21 protein-coding genes and 1 pseudogene are annotated in these 24,126 nt (G+C 72.2%); 10 read left to right on the top strand and 12 right to left on the bottom strand.

From position 1 onward, the window contains the following. Complete coding sequence (locus ACF09J_RS19940; protein ID WP_392306751.1) at positions 1 to 468, top strand: hypothetical protein; 468 nt, start codon at positions 1 to 3, stop codon at positions 466 to 468. 15 nt (positions 469 to 483) lie between these two features. Here the strand turns inward: ACF09J_RS19940 and ACF09J_RS19945 are convergent, their stop codons facing one another. Continuing rightward, positions 484 to 663, bottom strand: coding sequence for a hypothetical protein (locus ACF09J_RS19945; RefSeq protein WP_392306752.1), 180 nt, complete (start codon positions 661 to 663; stop codon positions 484 to 486). Between the two features lie 246 nt (positions 664 to 909). Here ACF09J_RS19945 and ACF09J_RS19950 point away from each other — a divergent pair, with 246 nt between their 5' ends. From ACF09J_RS19950 to ACF09J_RS19960, 3 genes are all read left to right on the top strand, one after another. Continuing rightward, a complete protein-coding gene (locus ACF09J_RS19950) occupies positions 910 to 1,089 on the top strand; it encodes a hypothetical protein (RefSeq protein WP_392306753.1) in 180 nt (59 codons plus the stop codon). A 4-nt stretch (positions 1,090 to 1,093) separates the two neighbouring features. Beyond that, positions 1,094 to 1,390: a hypothetical protein gene (locus tag ACF09J_RS19955; protein WP_392306754.1), complete on the top strand. Its 297-nt coding sequence runs from the start codon at positions 1,094 to 1,096 to the stop codon at positions 1,388 to 1,390. 331 nt (positions 1,391 to 1,721) lie between these two features. Continuing rightward, the gene (locus ACF09J_RS19960) at positions 1,722 to 2,225 is read left to right on the top strand and encodes an inorganic diphosphatase (RefSeq protein WP_392306755.1); all 504 of its coding nucleotides are present in this window, start codon (positions 1,722 to 1,724) and stop codon (positions 2,223 to 2,225) included. A gap of 6 nt (positions 2,226 to 2,231) precedes the next feature. Here the strand turns inward: ACF09J_RS19960 and ACF09J_RS19965 are convergent, their stop codons facing one another. Together ACF09J_RS19965 and ACF09J_RS19970 are read right to left on the bottom strand one after the other, a co-directional pair. After that, the gene (locus tag ACF09J_RS19965; RefSeq protein WP_392306756.1) at positions 2,232 to 3,581 is read right to left on the bottom strand and encodes an MFS transporter; all 1,350 of its coding nucleotides are present in this window, start codon (positions 3,579 to 3,581) and stop codon (positions 2,232 to 2,234) included. Positions 3,582 to 3,757: 176 nt separating this feature from the next. Then, on the bottom strand, positions 3,758 to 4,912 hold the full coding sequence (locus ACF09J_RS19970) for a PP2C family protein-serine/threonine phosphatase (RefSeq protein WP_392306757.1): 1,155 nt from the start codon (positions 4,910 to 4,912) through the stop codon (positions 3,758 to 3,760). Between the two features lie 106 nt (positions 4,913 to 5,018). On the opposite strand from ACF09J_RS19970, the gene ACF09J_RS19975 reads away from it, so the two are divergent. Next, positions 5,019 to 5,726, top strand: a complete 708-nt coding sequence (locus ACF09J_RS19975; RefSeq protein WP_392306758.1) for a MerR family transcriptional regulator — start codon at positions 5,019 to 5,021, stop codon at positions 5,724 to 5,726. Here the strand turns inward: ACF09J_RS19975 and ACF09J_RS19980 are convergent. Further along, a complete protein-coding gene (locus ACF09J_RS19980; protein WP_392306759.1) occupies positions 5,660 to 5,935 on the bottom strand; it encodes a hypothetical protein in 276 nt (91 codons plus the stop codon). The genes ACF09J_RS19975 and ACF09J_RS19980 overlap by 67 nt on opposite strands. A gap of 208 nt (positions 5,936 to 6,143) precedes the next feature. Here ACF09J_RS19980 and ACF09J_RS19985 point away from each other — a divergent pair. The 4 genes and pseudogenes from ACF09J_RS19985 to ACF09J_RS20000 form a co-directional block, all read left to right on the top strand. Further along, a pseudogene (locus tag ACF09J_RS19985) lies at positions 6,144 to 6,272 on the top strand (SDR family oxidoreductase); the annotation flags it as partial. Positions 6,273 to 6,353: 81 nt separating this feature from the next. Beyond that, on the top strand, positions 6,354 to 7,646 hold the full coding sequence (locus tag ACF09J_RS19990; protein WP_392306760.1) for a PP2C family protein-serine/threonine phosphatase: 1,293 nt from the start codon (positions 6,354 to 6,356) through the stop codon (positions 7,644 to 7,646). 302 nt (positions 7,647 to 7,948) lie between these two features. Next, positions 7,949 to 10,033 carry a SpoIIE family protein phosphatase gene (locus ACF09J_RS19995; protein WP_392306761.1) on the top strand — a complete coding sequence of 695 codons (2,085 nt, stop codon included), beginning with the start codon at positions 7,949 to 7,951 and terminating at the stop codon, positions 10,031 to 10,033. A 195-nt stretch (positions 10,034 to 10,228) separates the two neighbouring features. Beyond that, positions 10,229 to 11,323: a fatty acid desaturase family protein gene (locus ACF09J_RS20000; protein ID WP_392306762.1), complete on the top strand. Its 1,095-nt coding sequence runs from the start codon at positions 10,229 to 10,231 to the stop codon at positions 11,321 to 11,323. A 31-nt stretch (positions 11,324 to 11,354) separates the two neighbouring features. Here ACF09J_RS20000 and ACF09J_RS20005 read toward each other — a convergent pair whose 3' ends face one another. From ACF09J_RS20005 to ACF09J_RS20025, 5 genes are all read right to left on the bottom strand, one after another. Beyond that, on the bottom strand, positions 11,355 to 12,605 hold the full coding sequence (locus ACF09J_RS20005; RefSeq protein WP_392306913.1) for a PP2C family protein-serine/threonine phosphatase: 1,251 nt from the start codon (positions 12,603 to 12,605) through the stop codon (positions 11,355 to 11,357). Between the two features lie 145 nt (positions 12,606 to 12,750). Beyond that, complete coding sequence (locus ACF09J_RS20010; RefSeq protein WP_392306763.1) at positions 12,751 to 14,595, bottom strand: glycoside hydrolase family 76 protein; 1,845 nt, start codon at positions 14,593 to 14,595, stop codon at positions 12,751 to 12,753. A gap of 39 nt (positions 14,596 to 14,634) precedes the next feature. Beyond that, a complete protein-coding gene (locus tag ACF09J_RS20015; RefSeq protein ID WP_392306914.1) occupies positions 14,635 to 16,917 on the bottom strand; it encodes an AbfB domain-containing protein in 2,283 nt (760 codons plus the stop codon). 259 nt (positions 16,918 to 17,176) lie between these two features. After that, positions 17,177 to 18,031 (bottom strand): class I SAM-dependent methyltransferase, encoded by an 855-nt coding sequence (locus tag ACF09J_RS20020; RefSeq protein ID WP_392306764.1) that lies wholly within the window; start codon positions 18,029 to 18,031, stop codon positions 17,177 to 17,179. A gap of 168 nt (positions 18,032 to 18,199) precedes the next feature. Further along, positions 18,200 to 19,819, bottom strand: a complete 1,620-nt coding sequence (locus tag ACF09J_RS20025; RefSeq protein WP_392306765.1) for an MDR family MFS transporter — start codon at positions 19,817 to 19,819, stop codon at positions 18,200 to 18,202. 272 nt (positions 19,820 to 20,091) lie between these two features. Between ACF09J_RS20025 and ACF09J_RS20030 the strand changes: the two genes are divergently transcribed. Continuing rightward, positions 20,092 to 20,718, top strand: coding sequence for a TetR/AcrR family transcriptional regulator (locus ACF09J_RS20030; RefSeq protein WP_392306766.1), 627 nt, complete (start codon positions 20,092 to 20,094; stop codon positions 20,716 to 20,718). Between the two features lie 54 nt (positions 20,719 to 20,772). On the opposite strand, the gene ACF09J_RS20035 is transcribed toward ACF09J_RS20030, so the two are convergent. From ACF09J_RS20035 to ACF09J_RS20045, 3 genes are all read right to left on the bottom strand, one after another. After that, positions 20,773 to 22,713 carry a helix-turn-helix domain-containing protein gene (locus ACF09J_RS20035; RefSeq protein WP_392306767.1) on the bottom strand — a complete coding sequence of 647 codons (1,941 nt, stop codon included), beginning with the start codon at positions 22,711 to 22,713 and terminating at the stop codon, positions 20,773 to 20,775. Between the two features lie 80 nt (positions 22,714 to 22,793). Continuing rightward, positions 22,794 to 23,588 carry a 3-hydroxybutyrate dehydrogenase gene (locus ACF09J_RS20040; protein WP_392306768.1) on the bottom strand — a complete coding sequence of 265 codons (795 nt, stop codon included), beginning with the start codon at positions 23,586 to 23,588 and terminating at the stop codon, positions 22,794 to 22,796. A 54-nt stretch (positions 23,589 to 23,642) separates the two neighbouring features. Next, positions 23,643 to 24,122: an NUDIX domain-containing protein gene (locus ACF09J_RS20045; protein ID WP_392306769.1), complete on the bottom strand. Its 480-nt coding sequence runs from the start codon at positions 24,120 to 24,122 to the stop codon at positions 23,643 to 23,645. Positions 24,123 to 24,126: the final 4 nt, after the last annotated feature.

Raw genomic sequence — 24,126 nt, forward strand, 5'->3', positions numbered from 1 at the left:
ATGATCGGGAGCATTGTGCGCGGTGGCGCCGCCGGCGCCGCGGGAACGACCGTACTGAACGCCGTGACCTACGCCGACATGGCATGGCGGGGAAGGCCGTCCAGCGAGGCCCCCGCCCAGATGGTGGACAAGCTCGCGGACGACCTGGGGCATCCGGTCCCCGGACCGGACGACAGCCGGGGCAACCGGCTCTCCGGCCTCGGTGCGCTGTCCGGCATCGCCGTGGGCGTCGGCACGGGAGCGGTCGTCGCGCTGGCCCGTCGTGCGGGGCTCCGGATGCCCTGGTGGCTGGGAGGTGTGGTCACCGGTGCCGTGGCCATGGCCGCGACGGACCTGCCGATGGCCGGGCTGGGGCTGAGTGACCCGACGAGCTGGCCGGCCAGGGACTGGCTCTCGGACGCGGTGCCGCACCTGTTGTACGGACTGGTCACCCACGGCCTGGTGAGTGCCGCGGAACACCGGCCGTGAGCGGGCCGCCCTCCGTCAGATGAGGGTCACGAACATGAGCACGATCACCACCGCCACCACGATGTAGAGGACCCAGAAGGACCCGAGCGCACCCTTGCTGGCGGGCTCGCCTCCGCCACCGCGCGGGCGGTCCTCCTCGAGGTCGGTGTTCTCCGGGCGATCCCGGGTGTAGAAGTCGTCGTCGTCTCCTGCCATGAGCCCATCACTCCTTCACCTCACCGGGAGACCTTCCGGGTACCCGTTATGGCGGCAGACGCACCGGTTTCTGCTGGTCGCGTCAGCTGACCGCCTCCGCCCGTGCCCGGCCGTCCCGGCGCCGAGCCGGCAGGTACGTCCCGTACGGGCGCACCATGGACGGTGACGGGCGATGAGGCTCGCCCTTGACCGCACGTCCGTGCCGATGGGCGCACCGTCCCGGCCAGGGGCACGGCGTTCCGTTTCGTGCTGCTCATCGGCGTGGTGAGCCTGTTCTCGGACATGACCCACGAGGGCGCTCGCGGTGTCAGCGGTCCCATGCTGGCCGTACCGCTGCTGGCGGTGGCCGGCCACTGGCAGGCGGCCGCCGTGCTGATCGTCGCCGAACGCGGTGGCCGCGCGATGCGCACCCCGGCCCACTGGTGACGGCGTGCTTGCCGCCGCTGGTCTCGGCGGCGCGGTGCCCGCGGTGATCGGTGTCGTGCTGTGGGGACTGGGGGGCCGCCCAGGAGTCCGTGGTCAGGGCCGCCGTCACCGGTATGGCGGGGCCGGACCGGCGGGCCTCCCCTTCGGCCTGTTCGACACCGGCTTCGGAGTGTGCCGGTTCGCCGGCAGCCTCGCCCTCGGCACCCTCTACGACCGCTCGGCGACCGGCCTGGTGGCCTTCTCGGTCGTCCTGCAACTGGCCGCGCTCCCCCTGCTGCTGGCGGTGAGGACCGAACGGTGAACGAGTGCCCCGTTCGGCGTACGCTGGAAGCCTGCTCCGGCGATCCGCCGGGCACATGTGGAACGCGCCGAGCGCGTCGGTGACGGGGCTCACCGCAACCGCGGCATGATGCCGCTGACGGTCCCTGGTCCAACGAATGCGACCAGGAGGAACGATGCCCAGGCCGACCGACCACCGTCCCCCGGCCACGCCCGCCCATCCGCCGGTCCGCTTCTCTGCCTGCCCGGCCCCACGATCGCGCGCGTCGGCCGCTCACGGCGGCATCGACACCCCACCCGCACGAGCCGCACTGCGGGACGGCTTGCGCCACCACCCCCGCCAGGAGGACACCATGGAGTTCGACGTGATCGTGGAGATCCCCCAGGGGTCCCGGAACAAGTACGAGATGGATCACGAACTGCACCGCATCCGGCTGGACCGGCTGCTGTTCACCTCCACGCAGTATCCGGCGGACTACGGCTACATCGACGGCACGCTGGGCCGCGACGGCGACCCGCTCGACGCGCTCGTGCTGACCGGCGAACCGACGTTCCCCGGCTGCACCATCGAGTGCCGGGCGGTGGGCATGTTCGCCATGAAGGACGAACGCGGCCCCGACGAGAAGATCCTCTGCGTCCCCGCCCACGATCCGCGGCACGCGGACGTGCAGGACATCGACGACATCCCGCTCTTCGACCGGCTGGAGATCACCCATTTCTTCGAGGTGTACAAAGACCTGGAACCCGGCAAGTCCGTCGAGGGCTCGCATTGGGAGGGGCGCGAGCAGGCGTACACGGAGATCGAAGCCTCCCGCGCCCGCCTCGCCGCCGGCGGGCACACGCCGGTTCACGGCTGAGGGAATTCACTTGCTGGGACTGCTGCTTGGCCGTGGCTCAGGCGCCGGCGGTGGCTCATCGCCCGTGCCGTGGAGCGGGCTCGGGCCCGCCGGACGCGGTGGGCCGTGGCGGTGGCTGCGTACGGCGACGGCGGTGAGCAGCGCGAGGACGACGGCGGCGAACCACGTCGTCGCGTCGGACAGGCTCATGGCGCTGCTGGCGGCGCCGAGACCGACGGGCAGCAGCGCCAGACCGAGGTAGGAGGCGAAGAACAGCCCGGCGAGGGCCTCGCCGCGCCGGGCCGGCGCCGCGGCGTGGGCGACCTGTCCGACGGCGGACTTGAACAGCAGGCCGGCGCCGGCCCCGGCGATGATCCCGGCGAGCAGGAACACGGGCAGGCTGGTGAGGCGGATGCCGACCAGGAGGACGGCCATGCCCACGGCCTGGGCGGACAGCCCGGCGTACCAGCGTGCGCGGGCGCCGAGGCGGCCGGTGCCCGTCTGGGCGGCCGCCGCGGCGGCGAACACCGCGGACACGACCAGCCCGGCGAGAGCCCGGGACGGGTGGTGCAGGGTGCCGCCGACGAAGCCGGGCACCACCGAGGTGAACAGGCCGAACACGGCCATGGAGGTGAATCCGGCCGCGGCGGGGGCGAGGAATCCGGGGTCGCCGAGAGCGGTTCCGGCCCGCTGCGGACGGTAGGCGGGCCTGACCGCGGGCTTGGCGACGGTCTCGGGCATCAGCGCGAGGGCGCCCGCGCCGGTCAGCAGCAGTACGGCGAAGACCGCGTACGGCAGACGGAGCGGCGCACCCAGGTACTGGGCGAGCACTCCCGCGGCGACGGGTCCGAGGCCGAGTCCGCCGATGTTGGCCGCGGTCGACACGATCTCGAACCTCCGTGCCGAGGCGCCGGGCCGATGGGCGCTGTGCAGCTCATGGAGGTACGCGGTGGCGGTCGCCGTCAGGATGCCGACGCCGAGACCGGTGACCAGCCGGGCGACGAGCAGCACGGGCAGGGCCGGCGCGGACTGGAACAGGGCGGCGGCGAGCAGTTCGAGGCCCAGAGCCGACGCCATGACCTTCTTGCGGCCCAGCCAGTCCGAGACGTGCCCGGCGAGCAGCAGGCTGATCAGCACTCCGACCGCGTAGACGGCGAACACGACGGTGACCGTGAAGGTGGAGAACCCGTCATGGGCCTTGTACAGGGGATACAGCGGGGTGGGAACGGTGGAGAACGCCATGGCCGTCACGAACACCGCGGCGGCCGTCCAGAACCCCGCGCCGTACGGGAACACGGTGTGCGGACGCCCGGCCCCTGCGGCCTCGCGGTCGGACGCGCGGCCCGTACCCGGACCCCTGGCCGACGTCAGCGGCATCGCAGAACTCCCATCCTCGGCGGCGGATCCCGTCGGCGGTGGAACCGGCCCGGCCCTTCGTTCACCGCCTGATTGTGCCAACAGGTGAGCGGAGACGGTTTTTCCCACTGCGCGGGGATTGCGGCGAGAGTTTCCGAGAAGATGACTGTCCGCCGCGGAATTCTTGGTACGCCGCGTCAGACGGTGCCCTGCACCCGGCGGGTGAGGTGCAGACCGGTGTGCGCCCCGGTGGTGCGCCGGATGGCGAGGAGGGCGGCGTCGTCGCCGAGAGCCCCGTCGGTGTGGGCGAGAAGGTCCTGTTCCACGTGCTGCACCAGGGTCCGGGGTCCGCATCCGGCCCACTGGGTGATCCGTTCCTCCAGCGGGTAGAAGGCCCGGCTGCTGTCGCGGGCCTCGACCACACCGTCGGTGTAGAGGAGCAGTGTGTCACCGGGCCGGAACGAGAAGGCGTGCGTGTCGTAGGCGCCCGGCCGCAGTCCCGACATGCCCAGCGGAGGCGCCGGGCGGGGACTCGACACGGAGACGACCTGCCCCTGCCTGATCAGGAAGGGCGGCGGGTGCCCGCAGTGGACGACCCTGGCCACCGGGCCGTGCTCGGGGATCTCCAGCAGCAGAGCGGTGATGAAGTGCTCCTGGACCTCCCCGTCGGCTTCCGGGAATTCGGTGAGGTAGCGGCAGACGCTGCGGTCCAGGGCCTCCGCGAGGGCGGGCAGCGTGGCGTGGTGGTGGGCGGCCTCCTGGAACGAGCCGAGCAGCGTGGCCGCCTCTCCGATCGCGGCCAGCCCCTTCCCCCGTACATCGCCGACGATCACCCGGGTACGGTCACCGGTGCGGGCCACCGCGTACAGGTCGCCGCCGATGCACGCCTCCTTCTCGGCCGCCAGGTACGAGCACGCGATGTGCAGATCGCCGAGGTGGTCGGGCAGCGGGCGCAGCAGGGCTCTCTGGGCGGCCTCGGAGACGGACCGCACCTGGGCCAGTTCCGCCGCCCGCCGGTCCCGGAGGAAGCACACGAGCGTGGAGAAGGCCGAGAGGATCGTGAGCGCGATGAGCTGTGCGATGTGGTTGGGGGCGTTCAATGACCCGTGGAGCACGGCGAGGCCCACCTGCGCGCCCACCGCCAGGGCCCCGATCAGCCCGGTCAGCAGCCAACCGCCGAAGGAGACTGTGAGGGCGGGCGCCACCACGAGCAGCGGGCCGAGATGGACGGATTCCGGCGAGTGGAGATCCGCCAGGGTGATCGCGACGATCAGCACCAGCGGAATCGCCACCAACGCGTGCCGCGACCGCCACGGCTGCCGCGGCCGGGCGAGGCGCTGCCCGATGTGCATGGTTCCAATGTGCCCCATCCGCGCCGAACCGTTCCCACGGAGATCGCGGCCATACTGGACAGTCGCGCGATCCGTTGTCCCGTATACCCCGTGAGTGAGTGGCTCGATGAAGATCTCGGAACTCAGCCGACGCAGTGGGGTGTCCATCCCCACGATCAAGTACTACCTGCGGGACGGGCTGCTTCCCCCGGGCCACGCGACGGCCGCCAACCAGGCCGTCTACGACGAGGACCACCTGCGTCGGCTCCGGCTGATCCGCACCCTGATCAGCGTGCGGCATCTGTCCGTCAACGCGACGAAGGAGATCCTTTCGGCGATCACGCACGAGGGCGATCTGCACGAGATCCTCGGGATCGTGATCAACGCGCGCCCCGCCGACCTCGCGGCCAAGGAGGATCAGCCGCAGCAGCCCGCGCCGCCCGGCGCCGCCGACGCGCTCCGGCTGGTGGAGGAGATGGGGTGGGGCGTGGCGGAGAACACGTCCGCGATCGGGGAGCTGGGCGGCGTCCTGGCCGCCCTCGACGACCTGGGGGCGGGCATCGACTGGCGGGCGCTGCTGCCGTACGCCGAACTGGTCGACAGGATGTCGACGCTCGACCTGGAGCAGCTCAGTGGCATGTCCAGCCCGTTGGAGCGGGCCGAACGCGCCGTGGTGGTGTCCGTGCTCCTGGAGCCCGCCCTGCTCGCGCTGCGCCGCCTCGCCCAGGAGGACAAGTCCGGGCGCCTGTTCGGAACCACCGCGTGCGATCAGGAGCCCGCGGGGCCCGAGCCGGGCGAGCCGGGCTCCGGCTCCCCCGGTCGGTCGGGCGACTGACCCGGTTCGGCGGCTTCGGCGCGGGGCGGGCCGGGGTGGGACAGGCCGGCCCGCCGGCTCAGCCGCTCGACGGTCCAGGCCGTCGCGGGCTCGGCGTGCATGTGCTGGAGCGCGGCGCCGACGGCCGGGTCGGCTAGCGCCGCGGCCCAGCCGCCGGAGCCGCGCGGCGCGTGGTCCTGGTACCAGGTCCGCAGGATGTGGAGGAGCATGGCGTCGAGCAGCGCCGAGATCGCCGCGTCGGCGCCGGGTCGGCGCTGGTCGAACTCGTCCCCGAGCAGGTCGACGACGGCGTTGAGCGCGGCGCCGGCCCACCCTCCGCGGAAGGTGGATGAAGGCGGGCAGCTCGGCGGGCAACGGGTGGGCGCCGGCCCGGTCGAGCTGGTAGGAGCCGCACATCAGGACGGTGAGCTCGTCGGTGGCGGCGACGGGATCGGTCGCCGTCCGGACGAGGTCGCCGAGCTCGTCGCCTTCCTGGTGTCCGACCGCGCCTCGGCGGTCGTGGGCGCCGAGCACGTCGTCGACGGCGGCAGCAAGCCCAGCGTCTGAGCCACCCTTCGCCGGGCTGAATTTCCGCTTCGAAGAGGGCACCCCCGTCGTGGCAGGTCGACGGCGGGGAAGACGTAGGGCATGAGCAAGGACCCGGACGACAAGGCGCGGCTGGACCGTCTGACGCTGCTGGCCGACGCCGAGGCGGCGCTGGCCAGCACGCTGAACCTGCTGGACGGGCTGCGGCGGGCGTGTCGCGTGCTGACCGGGCGGCTGGGCGACTGGTGCGTGGTCGACCTGCTCGACGAGTGCGGCACGCTGGAGCGGGCCGTCGTCGTCCACCGCACGCCCGAGGCGCTGGTTCCGGGTGGCTTCGAAGGGCCGCTCCCGCAGGTGCCGGACGACGCAGACGGGCCGCTGCCCCGGGTGCTGCGCGGGGCGGGTCCGCTGCTGATCGCCGCCATGTCACCGCCGAGCCGGGCGGTGAACCCGCTGCACGCGCGGCAGCTCGAGCTGTTCGAGCAGCTGGGCGCGCACAGCGCCGTGATCACCCCGTTGCGGGCGCGGCGGGAGGTCCTCGGTGCCCTGACCGTGGCTCGCACGGACCCCCACCATCCGTTCACCGAGGCCGATCTCCCGCTCGTGGAGGACCTGGTCCGCGGTCTCGCGGTGCAGGTGGACAATGCGCGGCTGTACCAGCAGACACAGCGGATCGCCGAGCGGTTCCAGCGCGCCCTGCTGCCCGAGCTGCCGCAGATCCCGCATCTGCGGATCGCCGCCCGCTACGCCTCCGCGCAGGCCGTCGCGCAGGTCGGCGGTGACTGGTACGACGCCTTCGTCCTGCCCCGGGGGAACACCGCCCTGGTCATCGGCGACGTCACCGGCCACGACCTGCAGGCGGCCATCGCCATGAGCGCCCTGCGCAACATGCTGCGCGGTATCGCCGTGGACCGCCAGGAGCCGCCCGGCGAGGTCCTGCGCCGTCTGGACATCGCCAGCCACACGCTCCAGCACGAGGCGACCGCGACGTGCATCTACGCCCTCGTCAAGGATCCCCCCGACAGGAGGGGCCCCTGGATCCTGCACCACTCCTGCGCCGGGCATCTGCCACCGCTGCTGACCACCGCGGAGGGCGACACCCGCTATCTGGAGACGGGCGCGGGACTGCTGATCGGCCTCGATCCCGATCACCAGCGCCCCACCGCCGTCGACGAACTGCCGCCGTACTCCACCGTGCTGCTGTACACCGACGGACTGATCGAACGCCGCTCCGAGTCCCTGGAGCGCGGGTTCGCCCGGCTGCGCCAGCACACCGCCGCACTGGCCCGCGAACCCCTGGACGTCTTCTGCGACGAGCTGCTCGGCGGACTGGCCGCCGACAGCACCGACGACGCCGCCCTGCTCGCCCTGCGCCCGGTCCCGACCTCCACCTGACCGGGACGGCCACGGTGTCGGCGTCGATGTCGAGGTCGAGCCCGAACGGGTTCGCCTCGCCGAGCGGTTACTGGGCCTGACCGAGGAACTCCCTGCACCCGAGCCCTGTTGATCACGGAAATTGCGGAAGTCGGTGATTAACGCCTCTTCGCTCCCCCGGCGTGGCCGCGGTGCGGCGGTCGTCGGACGGCTTCGGGGGGAGCTGCGGGGCGGCCGGTCCGGAGGGACGATGGGAGGTGTCGGGCCGAAACCGCCGAACCAGCACGAGGGCCCCCGCCGCGGTGGGCGGAAGGAGTGGTGGCATGGGTGTCGCCGAATCCGTCCGCGCCGACCTCGGGCCGGTCGGGGGTTTCCCCTCGCTGCCGGGAGCGCTCCTGGACGTCCTGAACCTCGCCGCGGTGGTCCTGGACGCGGACGGGAAGATCATCTGGTGGAGCCCGCAGGCGAAGCAGCTCTTCGGCTACACCGCGGAGGAGGCCCTGGGCCGGTCCGCGCGCCGGCTGCTGGTCGACAGCAAGCACCTGGAGCAGGTGACCGGCGTGTTCGCCCGGGTGAAGGCCCAGGAAGGAGCGGCGGGAGTCTTCCCCGCCCGGCACAAGGACGGCACCACACGGCTGATGGAGTGCCACAGCGTACGGCTCGCGGGAGAGCGGGGAGAGCACTGCATGCTCGGCGTGATCACCGAGCACGAGGTCCTGCAACGCGTGCAGCGGGACCTCGCCCTGTCCGCCCAGCTGATCTCCCAGTCCCCGATCGGGCTTGCGGTCCTGGACACCGACCTGCGGTACATCGTGGTCAACCCGGCCCTGGAGCGGATCAACGGAGTGCCCGCCCGGGACCATGTCGGCCGCACCGTCCGTCAGGTCCTCACCTTCCTGGACGCGGACCCCATCGAGTCCGCCATGCGCCAGGTGCTGACCACCGGCACACCGCTCCTGTCCCAGGTCGCCGTCACCCCCACCCCTTCCGACCCCGGCCGCGACCACTCGTGGTCGGTCTCGTACTACCGGCTGGAGGACGCCGCCGGGGGCGTACTGGGCCTGGCCCTGTCGCTGGTGGACATCACCGAGCAGCATCTCGCGGCCACCGAGGCCATCGCGGCGCGACAGCGTCTGGCCCGCATCGCCGACGCCTCCGCGCGCATCGGCACCACCCTCGATCTGGACACCACCGCCGGAGAGCTGGCCGAGATGTGCGTGCCCTCCCTGGCGGACCTGGCCGCGGTCGATGTGCTCGACGCCGTTCTGGGTGGCCAGTGCCCCGACACGGCGCTCTCCGGCGGCGGCGTCCTCTTCCGTGCCCTGTCGGTGGCCGCGGCCTATCCCACGCCCGCCACCGGCGCCGCCGACCGCGCCGGCCAGACCGCCCGCTACGGCCCCGACCGCCTGGTCACCCAGTGCGCGGTCTCCGGGCGCCCGCTCCTGGTCCCCCACGTGGACGGCGCGGACCTGGCCCGCATCGCCGCCGACCAGGAGGCGGCCACGGTTCTGGCCCGTGCCGGAGTGCACTCCTACCTGGCGGTGCCCATGATCGTGCGCGGCCGGGTGCTCGGCGTCCTGGACCTGGCGCGCGCCCGCAATCCCATTCCCTTCAACGGCGACGACGTCCTCCTGGCCGTGGAACTGGCCGCCCGCGCCGCCGTGTGCATCGACCACGCCCTGTGGTACCAGCAGCAGCGGCAGACCGCCGAGACCCTCCAACGCAACCTGCTGCCGCTGCGACCGCCCCACCGGCCCGGTCTGGAGATCGCCTGCCGCTACCGGGCCGCCGGCGCCGCCTACGAGGTCGGCGGCGACTGGTACGACGTCGTCCCGCTGCCCGGTGGAAAGACCGCCCTGGTCATCGGCGACGTCATGGGCAGCGGCATCGACGCCGCCGCCACCATGGGCCAACTGCGCACCGCCACCCGCACGCTGGCCACGCTCGATCTCGACCCCGCCGCTCTCCTGCGGCACCTGGACCGCATCACCTCGGACCTCGACCACCGCTTCGCCACCTGCGTCTACGCCGTACACGACCCGCACCGGTCCTGCTGCCACCTCTCCTCCGCCGGCCATCTGCCGCCGGTCCTGATCCGCCGGGACCGCGCCCCCGCGCTGCTGAACCTGCCCACCGGCGCGCCGCTCGGCGTCGGGGGCGTCCCCTTCAAGTCCGTCTGCATCCCGCTGTCCCCCGGGGACCAGTTGGCGCTCTACACCGACGGCCTGGTCGAGGTGCGCGACCAGGCCCTCGACACCCGGCTCGACACACTGCTCAGCCGGCTGGCCGGCCCCCAGCCCCCGCTGGAGGAAACCTGCGATCTGCTGCTGGACGCCTTGCACCACCCCGACTCCCACGACGACGTCGCGCTGCTGATCGCCCGCGTCCGTCACGCCTCTCTCCAGTGAGCCCGACAGGGCACGCTCCTGACGGATACGGCTCGGCACGGCACGGTGCTCCGGCCCCGCACGGACCGGCGAATGCCCAGCTCAGCAGGTACAGGGGTGGGGACAACCCCCCGGGCCGGCGGGGGGCCCGGCCCCCCACCGGCCTACGGCTGACAGGCTGGTGACGGTGGGGCGGCCGTAGCCAGACTCGCCTGCATGACGATTTCCTCCGACGCCCCGGTCACCACCGCGGCGACCGCCGTGCGTCCCCGCAGGCCCCGCCCCGGCACCGGCACCGGCACCGGCACCGGCAGCGACTTCGCCCGGCTGTCGCAGCGCATCACCGAGGCGGGTCTGCTGCGACGGCGCCCCGGCTACTACACGGTGCGGCTCGGTCTGGTGATCGGGCTGCTGGCGGCGGGCTGGGCCGCCTTCGTCGCGCTGGGCGACACCTGGTGGCAGTTGGCGGTCGCCGCCTTCATGGCGGTGATGTTCGGCCAGGTCGCCCTGGTGGCCCACGACTTGGCGCACCGGCAGGTGTTCCGCAAGCGCCGCGCGAGCGCGATCTGGGGCCGGCTCTTCGGCAACCTCGGCATCGGCATGAGCTACGGCTGGTGGATGAACAAGCACACCCGCCACCATGCCAACCCCAACCACGAGGAACTGGACCCCGATGTCGCCCCGGACATCCTGGTCTGGTCCACGGAGCAGGCCGCCGACAGCAACGGCCTGGCCCGCTTCGTCGGCGGCCACCAGGCGTTCCTGTTCTTCCCGCTGCTGACGCTGGAGGGCTTCAACCTGCACGTGGCGAGCGCGCGGGCACTGCGCTCGCCGTCCATGAAGAACCGCGTACTGGAGGGCACGCTGCTCTTCCTGCACATGGCGGCCTACCTGTCCGCGCTGTTCGTGGTGCTCTCCCCCGGCAAGGCCGTGGCGTTCCTCGCGGTGCACCAGTGCCTGTTCGGTGTGTATCTCGGCTGCACGTTCGCCCCGAACCACAAGGGCATGCCCACCTTCACCGGCGACGACCGCCCCGACTTCCTGCGCCGCCAGGTGCTCACCTCCCGCAACGTGCGGGGCGGCCGGCTCACCGACGTGATGCTCGGCGGGCTCAACTACCAGATAGAGCACCACCTGTTCCCGAGCATGCCCACCCCTCATCTGCGGCGGGCCCAGGTCGTCGTACGCGCGTACTGCGCGGAGATCGGCGTGCCGTACCACGAGACGGGCCTGATCCGGTCCTACCGCGAGGCACTCACCCATCTGCACCGGGTGGGCGAGCCCATCAGGCTTCGCCGCAAGGCGTCCTGACGGCGGGTGAGCAGCACCGCGGCTCGTGCCCTCAGCCGGCGCGCACTCTGCCGACGGTGGGGTCGGGCAGGCCGGCCAGGAGTGCGGCGTCGGTGACGGCGCCGGCGTGGGGGCCGAGCCACTCGCAGAGCAGGATGGTGGCATCGTCCTGCAGATGGTTGCCGTGGTGGCGCAGGTGGGCGCGGATGAGGCGGCGGAGGGTCTCGGGGACGCTGAGCCCGTCGGCGTGGTGGCGGATGAGGAAGTCGACGAAGCGGAGGAGACCGAACTCCTCACCTTGGGAGGTGCGGGCTTCGGTGATGCCGTCGGTGTAGAGGACGAGGCGGTCGCCCGGCTGGAGCGGCTCGCGGCACAGCTCGGCGGGCAGGCCCAGGTCGGTGCCCAGGGGATGTGCGGGCGGACACCGCAGGAGCGTGGTCCAGCGTCCGCCGCGGATGACGACGGGCGGAGGGTGACCGTGGTTGGTCCAGCTCAGCATCCCCGTGCTGGTGTCGAGGTCGGCCAGGACGCCGGTGACGAACCGTGACGAACCGAACTGCTCCAGCAGCACCCGCTCGACGGACTCGCCGAGGTGCTCCAGGCCGGTGCCCTGCCTGCGGTGGTTGCGGCAGGCGCCCATGGCGAGGTTGGCGGTCAGACCGGCCGACGTGTCGTGCCCCATGGCGTCGAAGACCGACAGATGGACGGCGCCGGGCGAGGTGGCGTACTCGTAGGCGTCGCCGCTGACTTCGTAAGCGGGCTCCATCACGGCGCTGATGACCACCCGGTGGTCGGCGTAGGTGCGCGGCGGCATCAGCGTCCACTGCATCTCCGCGGCGACGTTCATGGGCCGGGTGCGGGTCAGGCGGGCGTAGGAGTCGCTGATGTCCTGGCTGCCGACCACCAGCATCGCCACCAGCGAGGACAGTGCGAGCATGTCCTCGTGTGCGTCCTCCCCGCCCTCGACGGTGGTCAGGTGCAGCACGCCGAGACGTTCGGTGCCGTCCAGCAGCGGCACCCACCACCCCTGGGGACCCTCCGCGCTTCCGGGGGCGTGCACGATGCGACCCTGCTGATAGGCGCGGCCCGCGACGGTACCCTCGATGCTCAGCTCGGCACCGCCGTCCACGGCGTTCGCGGCGGCACCGAGCCCGTCGGCGACCGGGCGCAGCACTTCACGCCGGAGGTCGCCCAGGTAGATCAGCACGTCGTGGAAACCGGCCGCCGCGGCATGGTCGGCCACGCACGGGGCCAGGCCCTCGAACGGCGTGACGTGACTTTCGGCCAGCAGCCTCGTCAGCATGCGCCGCATGGCGCTGTCCCGCTGCGTCACGAGTGACCTCCGCCGGTCCACGCCGATCGTGAACGGAAGTGACGACCTCCTCTTTCTTGTGCCCCACATGAGCGAGAAAATACACAAATGCCCCATGGTGACGAAAGCGGTGGACCTACTGCGCCGCCGTGAGTGCCTCCAGGGCGCTGGCCTGGGTGCGCCAGTCCGACTGGTTCGGGGCGGCGCCCGCCCAGCGCTGACCGAGCCGGTTCAGCGGGTCCCGGTCGGTGCGCCACAGGGAGTCGGCCTGCCTGGTGATGTACGCCCGGTAGACCGCCGAGCCGGTGGCGTCCGCCAGGTCGGCCAGGTGCCGTACGAAGATGCCCTTGAACTGCTTCTGGTTGTCGTCGCACGCGCGGGTGCCGGTGTCGCAGGACTCGGTCAGCACCCCGTCGCGCGTCAGCTCCGGTGCCGACAGCGCGGCGTCGGCCAGGCGCTGGGCCGTGGTCAGGTACCGGCTCTCGCCGGTGCTCCGCCAGAGCTGCGTGAAGGCGCCGATGGCCAGTCCCTGGTTGTAACTCCACACGGTCTGGCCGTTGTTGGCGCAGCCCGAGGTCAGCCCGTCGTTGACGAGACCGGAGGCGTTGATCAGTCCGCTGTTCAGGTACCAGTCGGCCGCCGTACGCGACCGGCCGCCCCACAGCGTGTCACCGGCGAGCCGCTGGTGCAGCGCCGTCGTCAGCCACAGGTACAGGCCGTTGGTCACCGCGTTCTTGTAGGTGCGCTCCCGGTCCCACCAGACACCGCCGCCGCAGGTGCCCGGATCCCAGTACTGCTGGACGTACGACGTGATGGTGACCGCCTCGTCCAGATAGCGCCGCTGACGGGTGTGATCGTAGGCCGCCAGCCAGGCCACCGCCCACCACGCCGCGTCGTCGACGGCCCGGCTGACGAAGTGCCCCTCGACCGGGTCCGAACTGCGCCCGCCCGCCGGGAAGACGCCGTTGTTCTGTTCGAAGGTGCGCGCGACGGCCCAGTCGTAGTCGTGGCGCCCGGTGTGCTGGGCGAAGTCCACCAGTGCGGTGAGCGCCACCGCGGAGTTCCACCAACTGCTCCGCCACCAGCCCTCGTTGGTCTGGTATGAGGCCATGAGCGCATCGGCCGCAGCGGCGGCCCGGGTGGGCGCGGGCCTGGCCCACGCCGTGCAACTGCCCTCCTGGTGTGCCGCCTCACGGCCGCAGGCGCGGACCGCTCCGCCGTGGAGCAGGCCGCGCGGGTCGCGGGTGGCGAACATGACCGTCCGGGTGCCCGCCTTTCCGGACGGCACGGAGGTACGGCCCAGGGAGGAGCCCTCGGGCCAACTCGCGCCCTCGTCCCAGGAGCGGTCCAGCCAGATCTCGTCGCCCGCGCCGCCGTTGTCGATGACGCCCCAGGCCATGCCGCCCCGCTGGTCCATGTGCAGGCTGATGGAGCGCCCGAACAGGGTCGTCGCCGGGACCGGCTGCTCGTCGCCCGCCGCGGTGGCCGGGTCGGCGCCGTCGCAGGAGGCGCCGTCGCAGACCTGCGGACGGAACCAGTCGGTGCAGGTGACCGCGTTCGCGTCGCCGCAGGCCCGGATCCAGCCGCGCCGGTGCGCCACCGGGTCGGTGACGTTGTACATGAGGGTGCGCGTGCCGGTCCAGGCGCCGGGGACGGCCGCCTTGCCCAGCAGTCCCTCCCAGGTGGCGCCCCGGTCCCAGGAGCGGTCCAGCCAGACCGCGTCACCGGTGACGCCGTTGTCGATACTGGCCCAGGCCATGTCGTCGGCCTCGGAGACGTGCAGCCGCAGGATCCGGCCGTTGATGTTCCGGTCGGCGACCGGGAAGGTCTCCTGGGCCGCCTTGGAGGGGTCGAGGGTGTCGCAGGCCAGCGCGCACACCGGCGTGGCGGCCCGCGCCCGCGAGGGCAGGGCGAGCAGCCCGGACAGGGCGAGCACCAGGGCCACCAGCCCGCACAGTATGCGGTGTTGCCGTACAGACATGCCGGGTCCTTCCTCTTCGCGTCGGGGCGGTGGCCGGGTTCAGGGGGCCCAGGGCGCCTCGATCGCCCAGGTGGTGTCCTCGGTGAAGGTGGCCGGGTTGTCCCAGGCGTGCGAGCCGCCGGCCTGGGCGAGCCACAGCTCGGCGTTGATGTGCCGCAGGTACTGCCCGGGGAAGTTGGACGCCGCCAGCCGGACGCCGCCGCCACCCCGGACGGGGCACCAGGTCGCGTCCTCCCGGTAGACGGTGTCGCCGCCACCCTCGCGCCGGAGGCGGAAGTCGCGGTGGCGCAGGTACTCGCCCGGGTAGTTGCGGGACTCGAAGGAGTAGCACAGCCGGTTCGCCAGCCCCGGTGTCACCTTCCAGGTGGCGTCCTGCTTGAGCACGGTCCCGCTGCCCGCGTCCACGACCTCCGTGTAGCCGAGCCCGTCGTAGTGCCGGACGTAGCGGTTGGTGTAGCCACTGGTGGTGACGCGGATCGACACGTACTGCCCCACCGGCAGCCCGACCGGCGGGCCCGCCGAGCGGGAGGCCGCGATGAGCGCCTGGTTGGCGGCGCGGACCCGGGCCTGGTCGACCTTGACGACCTGCCGGTCGTAGGTCATCAGGCCGTTGGTCTCGTTCTCGACGTCGGTGATCTGCGTGTACACGGCCGCCGAAAGCCCGGCCGCGGGCATGGAGCTCTCCCGCATGCCGTCCAGCAGCCCGACCAGCCGGTCGTTGAGGGCGGCCTGGTTCGGCTGGTCCTCGTAGCCCCAGCCGCCGCCGGGGTACCACTCGTGGCCGGAGACCCGGTAGCCGAGGCCGCCGTACTCGCCGAGCACCGCGGCGCGCACCGTTTCGGCCGGGGTGTTGCCGGGGCCGACGTAGTTGTGGTTGTCGACCACGTCGCCGTTGCCGCCGTCCTTGGCGGCGCAGCAGTTGACGCCGCTCATGTTGTCGACCAGGCGGGAGGGGTCGTAGGCCTTGACCATGTCGGCGATGCGGGCCTGGTCGTACTGGCCCCAGCCCTCGTTCTGGTCCACCCACTGGATGAGCGCGGGGGAGCTGCGGTGCTGGTCGATGACGGCGCGGTACTCGTTCTCCCACTGGGTGCGGGCCGCGCTGTCGGGGCTCTTGGAGCTGTCCATGGAGGGCATGTCCTGCCACACCAGCAGCCCGAGCCGGTCCGCCCAGTAGAACCAGCGCTGCGGTTCCACCTTGATGTGCTTGCGGACCATGTTGAAGCCGAGGTCCTTGTGTTTCTGGAGGTCGAAGCGGAGGGCGTCGTCGGTGGGCGCGGTCTGGATACCGTCCGGCCAGAAGCCCTGGTCCAGGGTGCCCGTCTGGAAGACGAACTGGCCGTTGAGGACGGGCCGGCGCACACCGTTCACGTCCTTCACGGCGATGGACCGCATTCCGATGTAGCTGCCGACCCGGTCGCCGCCGGTGCTGCCGGTCAACTCGGCGGTGACGTCGTAGAGGAAGGGGTCCTCGGGCGTCCACAGGTGGGCGCCGGGCACCGGCACCGCGAACTCGGTGCCGACCGTGCCGGTGGCGCTGCCGACGGGGGTTCCGCCGGAGGAGACGGTGACCTTGACGCCCGCCCCGTCGGCTCCGGCGGCGCGCACCGTCACCCGCAGGGTGTTGTCCTCCGGGCGCGGCACCATGTCGAGCCGGGTGATGCGGGCCGCCGCGGTGGGCTCCAGCCAGACGGTCTGCCAGATCCCCGAGGAGGCGGTGTAGACGATGCTGTGCCCGGCGTGCGGGGTGACGTCCTGGATGCGCTGCTTACCGATGGCCTGGCCACCGGTCTCGGTCGGGTCGTACGCGGAGACGACGATCGTGTTGGTGCCGCCGCCCAGCAGGGCGGTGATGTCATAGGTGAAGGCGTCGTAGCCGCCGCGGTGGACGGTTCCGGCCTGCTGCCCGTTCACCCGGACAGTGGTCTCCCAGTCGGAGGCGCCGAAGTTGAGCTGGACGCGTCGGCCGTTCCAGCCGGTGGGCACGGTGAAGGTGCGCCGGTACCAGAGCCGGTCGTTCTGGGTGATCTTGCGCTGGATACCGGAGAGCGCGGACTCGGGGACGAAGGGGACCCGGATCTGCTCACCGAAGGCGGCGGGCTGCCCTGCGTCACGGGAGGTGACCGCGAAGTCCCAGATGCCGTTGAGGTTGAGCCAGTCGGGGCGGGTGAGCTGCGGCCGGGGGTACTCCGGGAGCGGAGCGTCGACCGGGACCTGGTCGGTCCAGGGCGTCGTCATCGGCGCGGGCTTGGGGGCCCAGGCCGCGGTGGCGGCACGGCTCGGCGCCGCGCCGTCCAGGACGAGCACGGCGGCGGCCACCACCAGCGCCGCGGCGCAGGCCGCCAGACGCCGCAGGGCCTGACGCGGGCGGGGGAACGGGAACCTCAAGGGGGTCAGGCGTCTCGCCACGGTTGTCACTCCCGTGTGTGCTGTGGGGGGTTGAGGCGCAATTGATGTCCTGCACATGACATTAGGAAGGACAGATCGCGATGCCTTGTGATGCAGGGGGCTTGGGCGGACACGGTGTGAGAGCGCTCTCAAACGGTAGTGCTGAGCACAGGGGGCGTCAACGGGACGGACGTCAGTGCGCGGTGACTGAATACGCGGCGAGCGCGCGGTTGCCGTGTGGCTTGGCGACGGCCCGGAGGACGTCGGCCTGACTCAGGACGAGTTGCCGCACCGGGTCGGGCAGCACGGCCAAGCGGTCCTGCCGTCCGGCCAGTTCGAGGCAGGCCGCGACTTCCCAGTCGCCGTCCTGAAGCTCTTCCGTGTCGACCGGCCCGCCACCGTCGGCCGTCCAGCCGGTACAGGGGAGGAGCCTCAGCAGCGTCTCACGGGAAATAGGCGTGCGGACGTTGCCCTGGCCACGCGATCCCGCCGCCTCGACCTGGCCCTGGATCAGCACGGCGAGAAGGTGCGCCAGTTGGTCGCCGGAGGTGGGCGTCAGGTCCCATTCGGTGAACCACAGCCGCCGCGCCCACGGACGTATCCGGGCCAGGGTGTCCCGCAGTTGCCCGAGTGAGGCGAAGTACCAGGAGCAGTGGGCGAGCACCACGTGGTCGAAGGCGCCCTCGGGGAAGTCGACCGACGGGTCGAGGACGTCCGTGCCGAAGCGGAAGTCGATGCGCGGCCCGAGAGGGCCCACCGCCAGCCGGGCCGCCGATTCTGCGAGCGTGACCGGCGCCCCGTAGGAGGTCTCGGCCACGTCGACGGCCACCACGCGCCCCTCCGGTCCGACCGCCTCCGCGAGGACGGCGGTCATGTCGCCCTGCCCGCAGCCCAGTTCGAGGACGGTTGAGCCGGGCGCGATGCGCCAGCTCGCCACGAGGGCGGCGCGGTGGCGCGTCTGGGACAACTGGACGTCCGGGCTGTGATCGGCGGCGGCCATGCCGGCCGCGAGCGAAGTGACCTGGGCGCGGAGATCGGAGTGGTTCACAGAATCCTTGGTGGTACTCGTCGGTCGGTGCGCGCCGATCGTACGAGAACCCGGGCGGCGGCGCCTCCGGGTTTCCGGCCGGAGCCGTACAGCGCCGGGGCCCTGCGGTCCGACAGGAATCCGCAGGGCTCCGGCACTGGTACGTCGGCGTGCGACGGGGATGGACCGTCAGCCGGCGGCCGGGGCCTTGCCCGCCGTCGCCGCCTGGTCGTCCAGGGGCGCTCCGGGCTTTCCGGCGGTGTCGCCGCCGGCCGGGGTCTCGAAGCCCCGCAGCGGTACGTGGCGGATGAACAGGGCGATCAGCAGGCCCCCGCAGGCCACCACGGAGCCCCAGGTGAAGACGGAGCTGACGCCGTCGGTGACGGCCTGCTGGAACACCTGTCGGGCCGCCTCGGGCAGGCCCTTGAGGACCTCGGGCGTCATCTGCGACACCGAGGCGGAGCCGCCGGAGCCGGCCGCCATGCCTCCGTGGGAGACGACGGAGTCGGTGAGGGTGGTGGCGTAGACCGAGCCCAGCAGGGAGACACCCAGGGAACCGCCCATGTTGCGGAGGAAGGTGGCGGCGCCGGTGGCGGCGCCCATGTCCTTCAGCGGGGCGTTGTTCTGCGCGATCAGCATGGTGGTCTGCATCAGGCAGCCCATGCCGGCACCGAGGACGACCATGTACAGCGAGGTGACGGTGCGGGAGGTGCCGGTGTCCATGGTGGCGAACAGGCCGAGGCCGACGGCCATCAGGACACTGCCGGCGATCGGCAGGCTGCGGTAGCGGCCGGTGCGGCTGATCACGGCACCGCCGGCCAGCGAGAGCACCATCGAGGAGAGCATCATCGGCATCAGCAGCAGGCCGCTGTTGGTGGCGGAGGAGCCCTGGACGAACTGCTGGAACTGCGGCAGGAAGGTCACTCCGCCGAAGAGGGCGAAGCCGACGATGAAGCTGAGCGCCCCGGCCAGGGAGAAGTTGCGGTTGCCGAAGACCGACAGCGGCATGATCGGTTCGGCGGCACGGCGTTCGACGAGCACGAAGGCGGCGAAGGCCACCACGGTCACCACCGCCAGGCCGATGATCGTCGCCGAGGCCCAGTCGTACTCGTTGCCGCCCCAGCTGGTGATCAGGACCAGCGCGGTGATCCAGACGGTGAGCAGGGCCGCCCCGGTCCAGTCGATGCGCACCCGGCCGGTGCCGCGCGGCAGCCTGGCCAGCGTGAACCAGCACACCAGCAGGGCGACCACGCCGAGCGGCAGGTTGACGTAGAAGGCCCAGCGCCAGGTGAGGTGGTCGGTGATGAAACCGCCGGCCAGCGGACCGCCGATCATGGCGACCGGCATCACGGCCATCATCACGCCCTGGTACTTGCCGCGTTCACGCGGCGGCACGATCTCGGCCACCACCGCCATGACGCCCACCATCAGGCCGCCCGCGCCCAGACCCTGGAGAGCACGGAAGCCGACCAGCTCCCCCATGTTCTGCGACATGCCGCACAGCGCCGAGCCGACCAGGAAGATCACGATGGACGACAGGAAGGTGACCCTGCGGCCCAGCAGGTCGCCGAGCTTGCCCCATATGGGGGTGGCGACGGTGGACGCCAGGATGTAGCCGGTGGTCACCCATGCCAGGTGATTGAGCCCGCCCAGGTCGCCCACGATCGTCGGCAGGGCGGGAGCCACGATCATGTTGTCGAGCATGGCCAGCAGCAGCGCGATGACCAGACCGCTCATCGTCACCATGATCTCGCGGTGGGTGAAGCGGGGCGGTGACTCCTGGTCGGGGTGGGCTGCGGTCGACGACATGGAAATGCCTTTCTTGAAAGCTGGAGTTCTGGCAGGTAGCGGGCCACTCATGACACACCGGCCCAGCGCCCGCGAAGACGGACGGTCCACAGGGAGAAACCCGCTCCGGGTGTTTGCCCGAGGAGGAGCGGAGAGTGGCGGTGTGCGACAGCGGCGGCCGACGACGGTCACCTACCGGCCGTTAAGTAAGTTACTTGCCGGACGGTAAGCTGGCAAGCGAGAACCCCGGGCGACGACGATCGGCCGGACGCGGCACGGCAGGAAGAAGGCGGATGGAGATGGCGGGCGCGGGACACCGGCGAGGCAGCGACACCAAGGCCGAGATCCGCAAGGTGGCCCTGGAACTGTTCGCCGCCCAGGGCTACGACGCCACCTCCCTGCGGGAGATCGCCGAGCGCCTGGGCATCACCAAGGCGGCGCTGTACTACCACTTCGACGGCAAGGAAGACATCGTCCGCTCGCTGTTCACCGAACACCTTGCGTCCCTCGACGACCTGGTCGAGTGGGCCCGCACGCAGCCTCCCGGCCCGCGACTGCGCGCGCAGGTCATCGACCGGATGATCGACTTCATCTCCCAGGAGGGCCTGCAGGCCATCCGGTTCGCCTTCGCCAACCAGCACGTCGTCAAGGAACTGCATCCCGGCCGGGAGAACGTCTTCGAGCGGCTTACCGCCCTCTTCGAGGCCCTCACCGGCCCCGACGCCTCCGTGGAGGAGGCGCTGCGCATCCGCATGGCCCTGTTCAGCGTCAACCTCGCCTTCTTCGCGGCCCAGGGACTGGACGCGACCGACGAGCAGGTCACCGCCGCCGCCCGCGACGTCGCCCACCTGCTGAACCCGCCGGCCGTCGGCCCCTGCCCACCCTCAGCCGGCCGCGCCGCCGACGCGGACCCCGTCTGAGTCCGCCGCTCCCCCGGGCCGGCCGGCCCCCGCACGCCCGCCCGTGCGAAGGGGTCAGCTCCGCGTCGGCGCCGACAAGCGGTGCAGGCGCAGGGCGAGCTGGATCTCCAGGGCGCGGGCCGGAGTCTGCCAGTCCTGGCCCAGCAGCCGGCCGACGCGCTCCAGGCGCTGGGCGACGGTGTTCACATGGACGTGCAGTGCGTCCTTGGTGCGGGCCGGGCTCATGCCGCAGGCGAAGTATGCCTCCAGGGTGCGTATGAGCTCCGTGCCGCGCCGCTCGTCGTAGGCGACGACCGGGCCGACGGTGCGGTCGACGAAACCGGCGATGTCCCGGTCGCCCGCCAGCAGCAGGCCGAGGAAGCCGAAGTCCTGGGCGGCGGCTCCGTCGCCCGTGCGGCCGAGCAGCCGCAGCGCGTCGAGGCAGCGCCGCGCCTCCTCGTAGGCGGCGGCCACGGTCTCGGGGCGGGCGGCCGGGTTCTCGACGGGGGCGGAGGCACCCACGGTGACCGCCTCGCGCACCGCCGTACCGAGATGACGGGCGGTGCGGCGGGCCAGCTGGGTCGCGCTGTCCCCCCGGCGCAGCGGCAGCAGCAGGACCGTGCCGCCGTCACGGGCGGCGGCCAGTCCGTGCCGGGTCGCGGCCAGGTGGAAGGCCGCCGACCACAGACGGTGGCGGGCGGCGGCCTCCTGCTCGGCGTCGGCGGACGGGGCGTCGAGCCGGGCGGCGAGCACGACATGCGTGGCGTCGAGGTCGGCGTGCAGCCGGGCCGCGCGGTCGCGCAGCAGGCGGGGGTCGCGGTCGCGGGCGTCCAGGAGGTCGTCGAGCAGTTCGCCGCGGACGCGCTGTTCGGCCTCGGCGGCGGACCGCCGGGCGAGCAGCAGCAGCGAGGTGACCATCGCGGCTCGCTCCAGCGTGCGCTGGTCGACGGGGTCGAGGCCGGGGTGGCCGCGCAGCACGAGCGCGCCGAGCAGTTCGCCGCCCGCGGCGACGGCGGCGATCCAGTCCGGCCCGTGCGGCACCGCGTGTCCCTCGGCCCGGGAGGCCTCCAGGGCGTCGGCGGGTGCGGCGGCGGCCTCGGTGAACTCGACGGTGCCGTCCAGCACCTGGGAGACGGCGGCGGCCACGTCGTGCACTCCGCCTCCGCGCAGGACCAGTTCGGCGAGCCGGTCGTGGACGTCCGAGGCGCGTTCGATGACGCCGCTGCGGTCACGGATGATCTCGTTGGCCCGCTCCAGGCCGGCCAGCGCCGAACGGGTCTCGGTGAGCAGGTTGGCGCTGTCGATGGCCGCCGCGGCGAGGGCGGCGAAGGAGCCGAGCAGGGCGATCTGCTCCCGTTCGAAGACACGGGCCCGCCGGTCGGCCGCGAACAGCACGCCGATCACCTGTGGTCCGAGCATGAGCGGCACGCCGAGGATCGCGACCAGGCCCTCGTCCCGCACGCCCGCGTCGATGGTTCCGGTGTGCTGGAAGCGGGCGTCCTTGAAGTAGTCGTCGGTGACGTAGGGCCGGGCCGTCTGCGCGACCAGGCCTCCCAGCCCCTCCCCCATGGCCAGGCGCAGTTGCTGGAAGCGGGCGGCCACCGAGCCTTCGGTGACGCGCATGTAGGTGTCGCCGCGGGCGGGGTCGTTGAGGGTGAGGTAGGCGACGTCCGTGCCGAGCAGCGAGCGTGCGCGCTGCACGATGGCCGGGAGCACCGCGTCCAGGTCGCGCAGGCCGGCCAGGTCGTGGGCGGTCTCGAACAGCGCCGACAGCTCCGCCTCGCGGCGCCGCCTGCCCTCCAGTTCCGCGCGCACGCGCAGGGCGAGCTGTCTGGCTCGTTCGAGCGCGTCGATCCACTCGGCCGGCCGGCCCTCGGCGCGGGCGAGTTGCACCGGCTGCTCGTAGGCGGCGGTGGGGGCGCCCCGGGCCAGCAGCTCGAGAAAGGGGCTCTCGGCGCTGCCGGCCGGAGTCCTGGCGGCGGGGCGCCGGGCGGACTGCACGTGATCGCTGGACATGCCCACAGGATCACCCATCCGCCGATTCTCCGCTGGAGCCTGTGGACAACCCGCCTTTGACGGGAAATCGGGGCGGCCGGTCAGTGCGCGGTCCAGCCGCCGTCCAGGACCAGCGAGGTGCCGGTGGCGAAGGAGGCCTGCGGGCCGCACAGGTACGCCACGGCCTCGGCGACCTCCTCCGGTTCGAGCAGCCGTTTGACCGCGCTGTCCTTCAGCAGCACCTCGGACAGCACGCGCTCCTCGGTGATGCCGTGGGTCCGCGCTTGGTCGGCGAGCTGCGCCTCGACCAGGGGGGTGCGCACATAGCCGGGGTTGACGCAGTTGGAGGTGACGCCGTGCGGGGCGCCTTCGAGGGCGGTGGTCTTGGACAGGCCCTCCAGGCCGTGCTTGGCGGCCACATAGGCCGACTTGTAGGCGGAGGCGCGCAGGCCGTGCACCGAGGAGATGTTGACGATCCGGCCCCAGCGCTGCCCGTACATGTGCGGCAGGGCGCCGCGGATGAGCCGGAAGGGCGCCTCCAGCATCACGGTGAGCACGGTGTGGAAGACCTCGGGCGGGAACTCCTCGATGGGGCGCACCAGTTGAAACCCGGCGTTGTTGACGAGCACGTCGGTGCCCGCGGCCGCCCGCTCGGCGGCGTCGAGATCGGTGAGGTCGAGCACCAGTGGTTCGAGGGAGCCGGCCAGCCCGCCCGCCTGCTCCACGAGCGCGTCCAGGCCCGGCGCGTCCCGGTCGACGGCTCTGACCCTCGCCCCGGCGGCGGCCAGCCGCAGCGCGCAGGCGCGGCCGATGCCGCCGGCGGCGCCGGTGACGAGCGCGGTGCGGCCGCCGAGGTCGAGCGAGGGGATGTGCGGAGCGGGGAGCGGCGAGGTCATGGGGCGACCCTAGGCAGGTCGCCCGCCGCACCACATATGGGCACGGCCCATACTTCAGGCCAATTCCATGGGGTTGAACCACGTGGGTGCATCGGACATGGCCTGCTTGATCCGGAACACACTGAACTCGTCCAGGTCGGGCAGCGCGTCCACCGTGAACCAGCCCACCTCCAGCGACTCGTCGTCGTTGACCCGTGCCTCGCCGCCCACGGCACGGCAGCGGAAGGTGATGTCCATGTACTGGCAGACGTCGCCGTTGCCGTAGGTGACGGGCTGCAGCGCCTGGACGAGGACCACCCGCTCGGCGACGCAGTGCACCGCGGTCTCCTCGTGGACCTCCCGCACGGCGCAGGCGGCCGGCTGCTCGCCCGGGTCCGGGATGCCGCCGATCACCGACCACCTGCCGGTGTCGGAGCGGCGGCCCAGCAGCACTCTGCCGTCCTCGTCGAAGACGATGGCGGTGACCCCGGGCAGCCACAGCAACTGGCTGCCGGCCGAGGCCCGGAGCGTACGGATGAAGTCGGGAATGGCCATGGGC

Source organism: Streptomyces sp. NPDC014889, from assembly GCF_043081205.1.
Classification (GTDB): Bacteria; Actinomycetota; Actinomycetes; order Streptomycetales; family Streptomycetaceae; genus Streptomyces.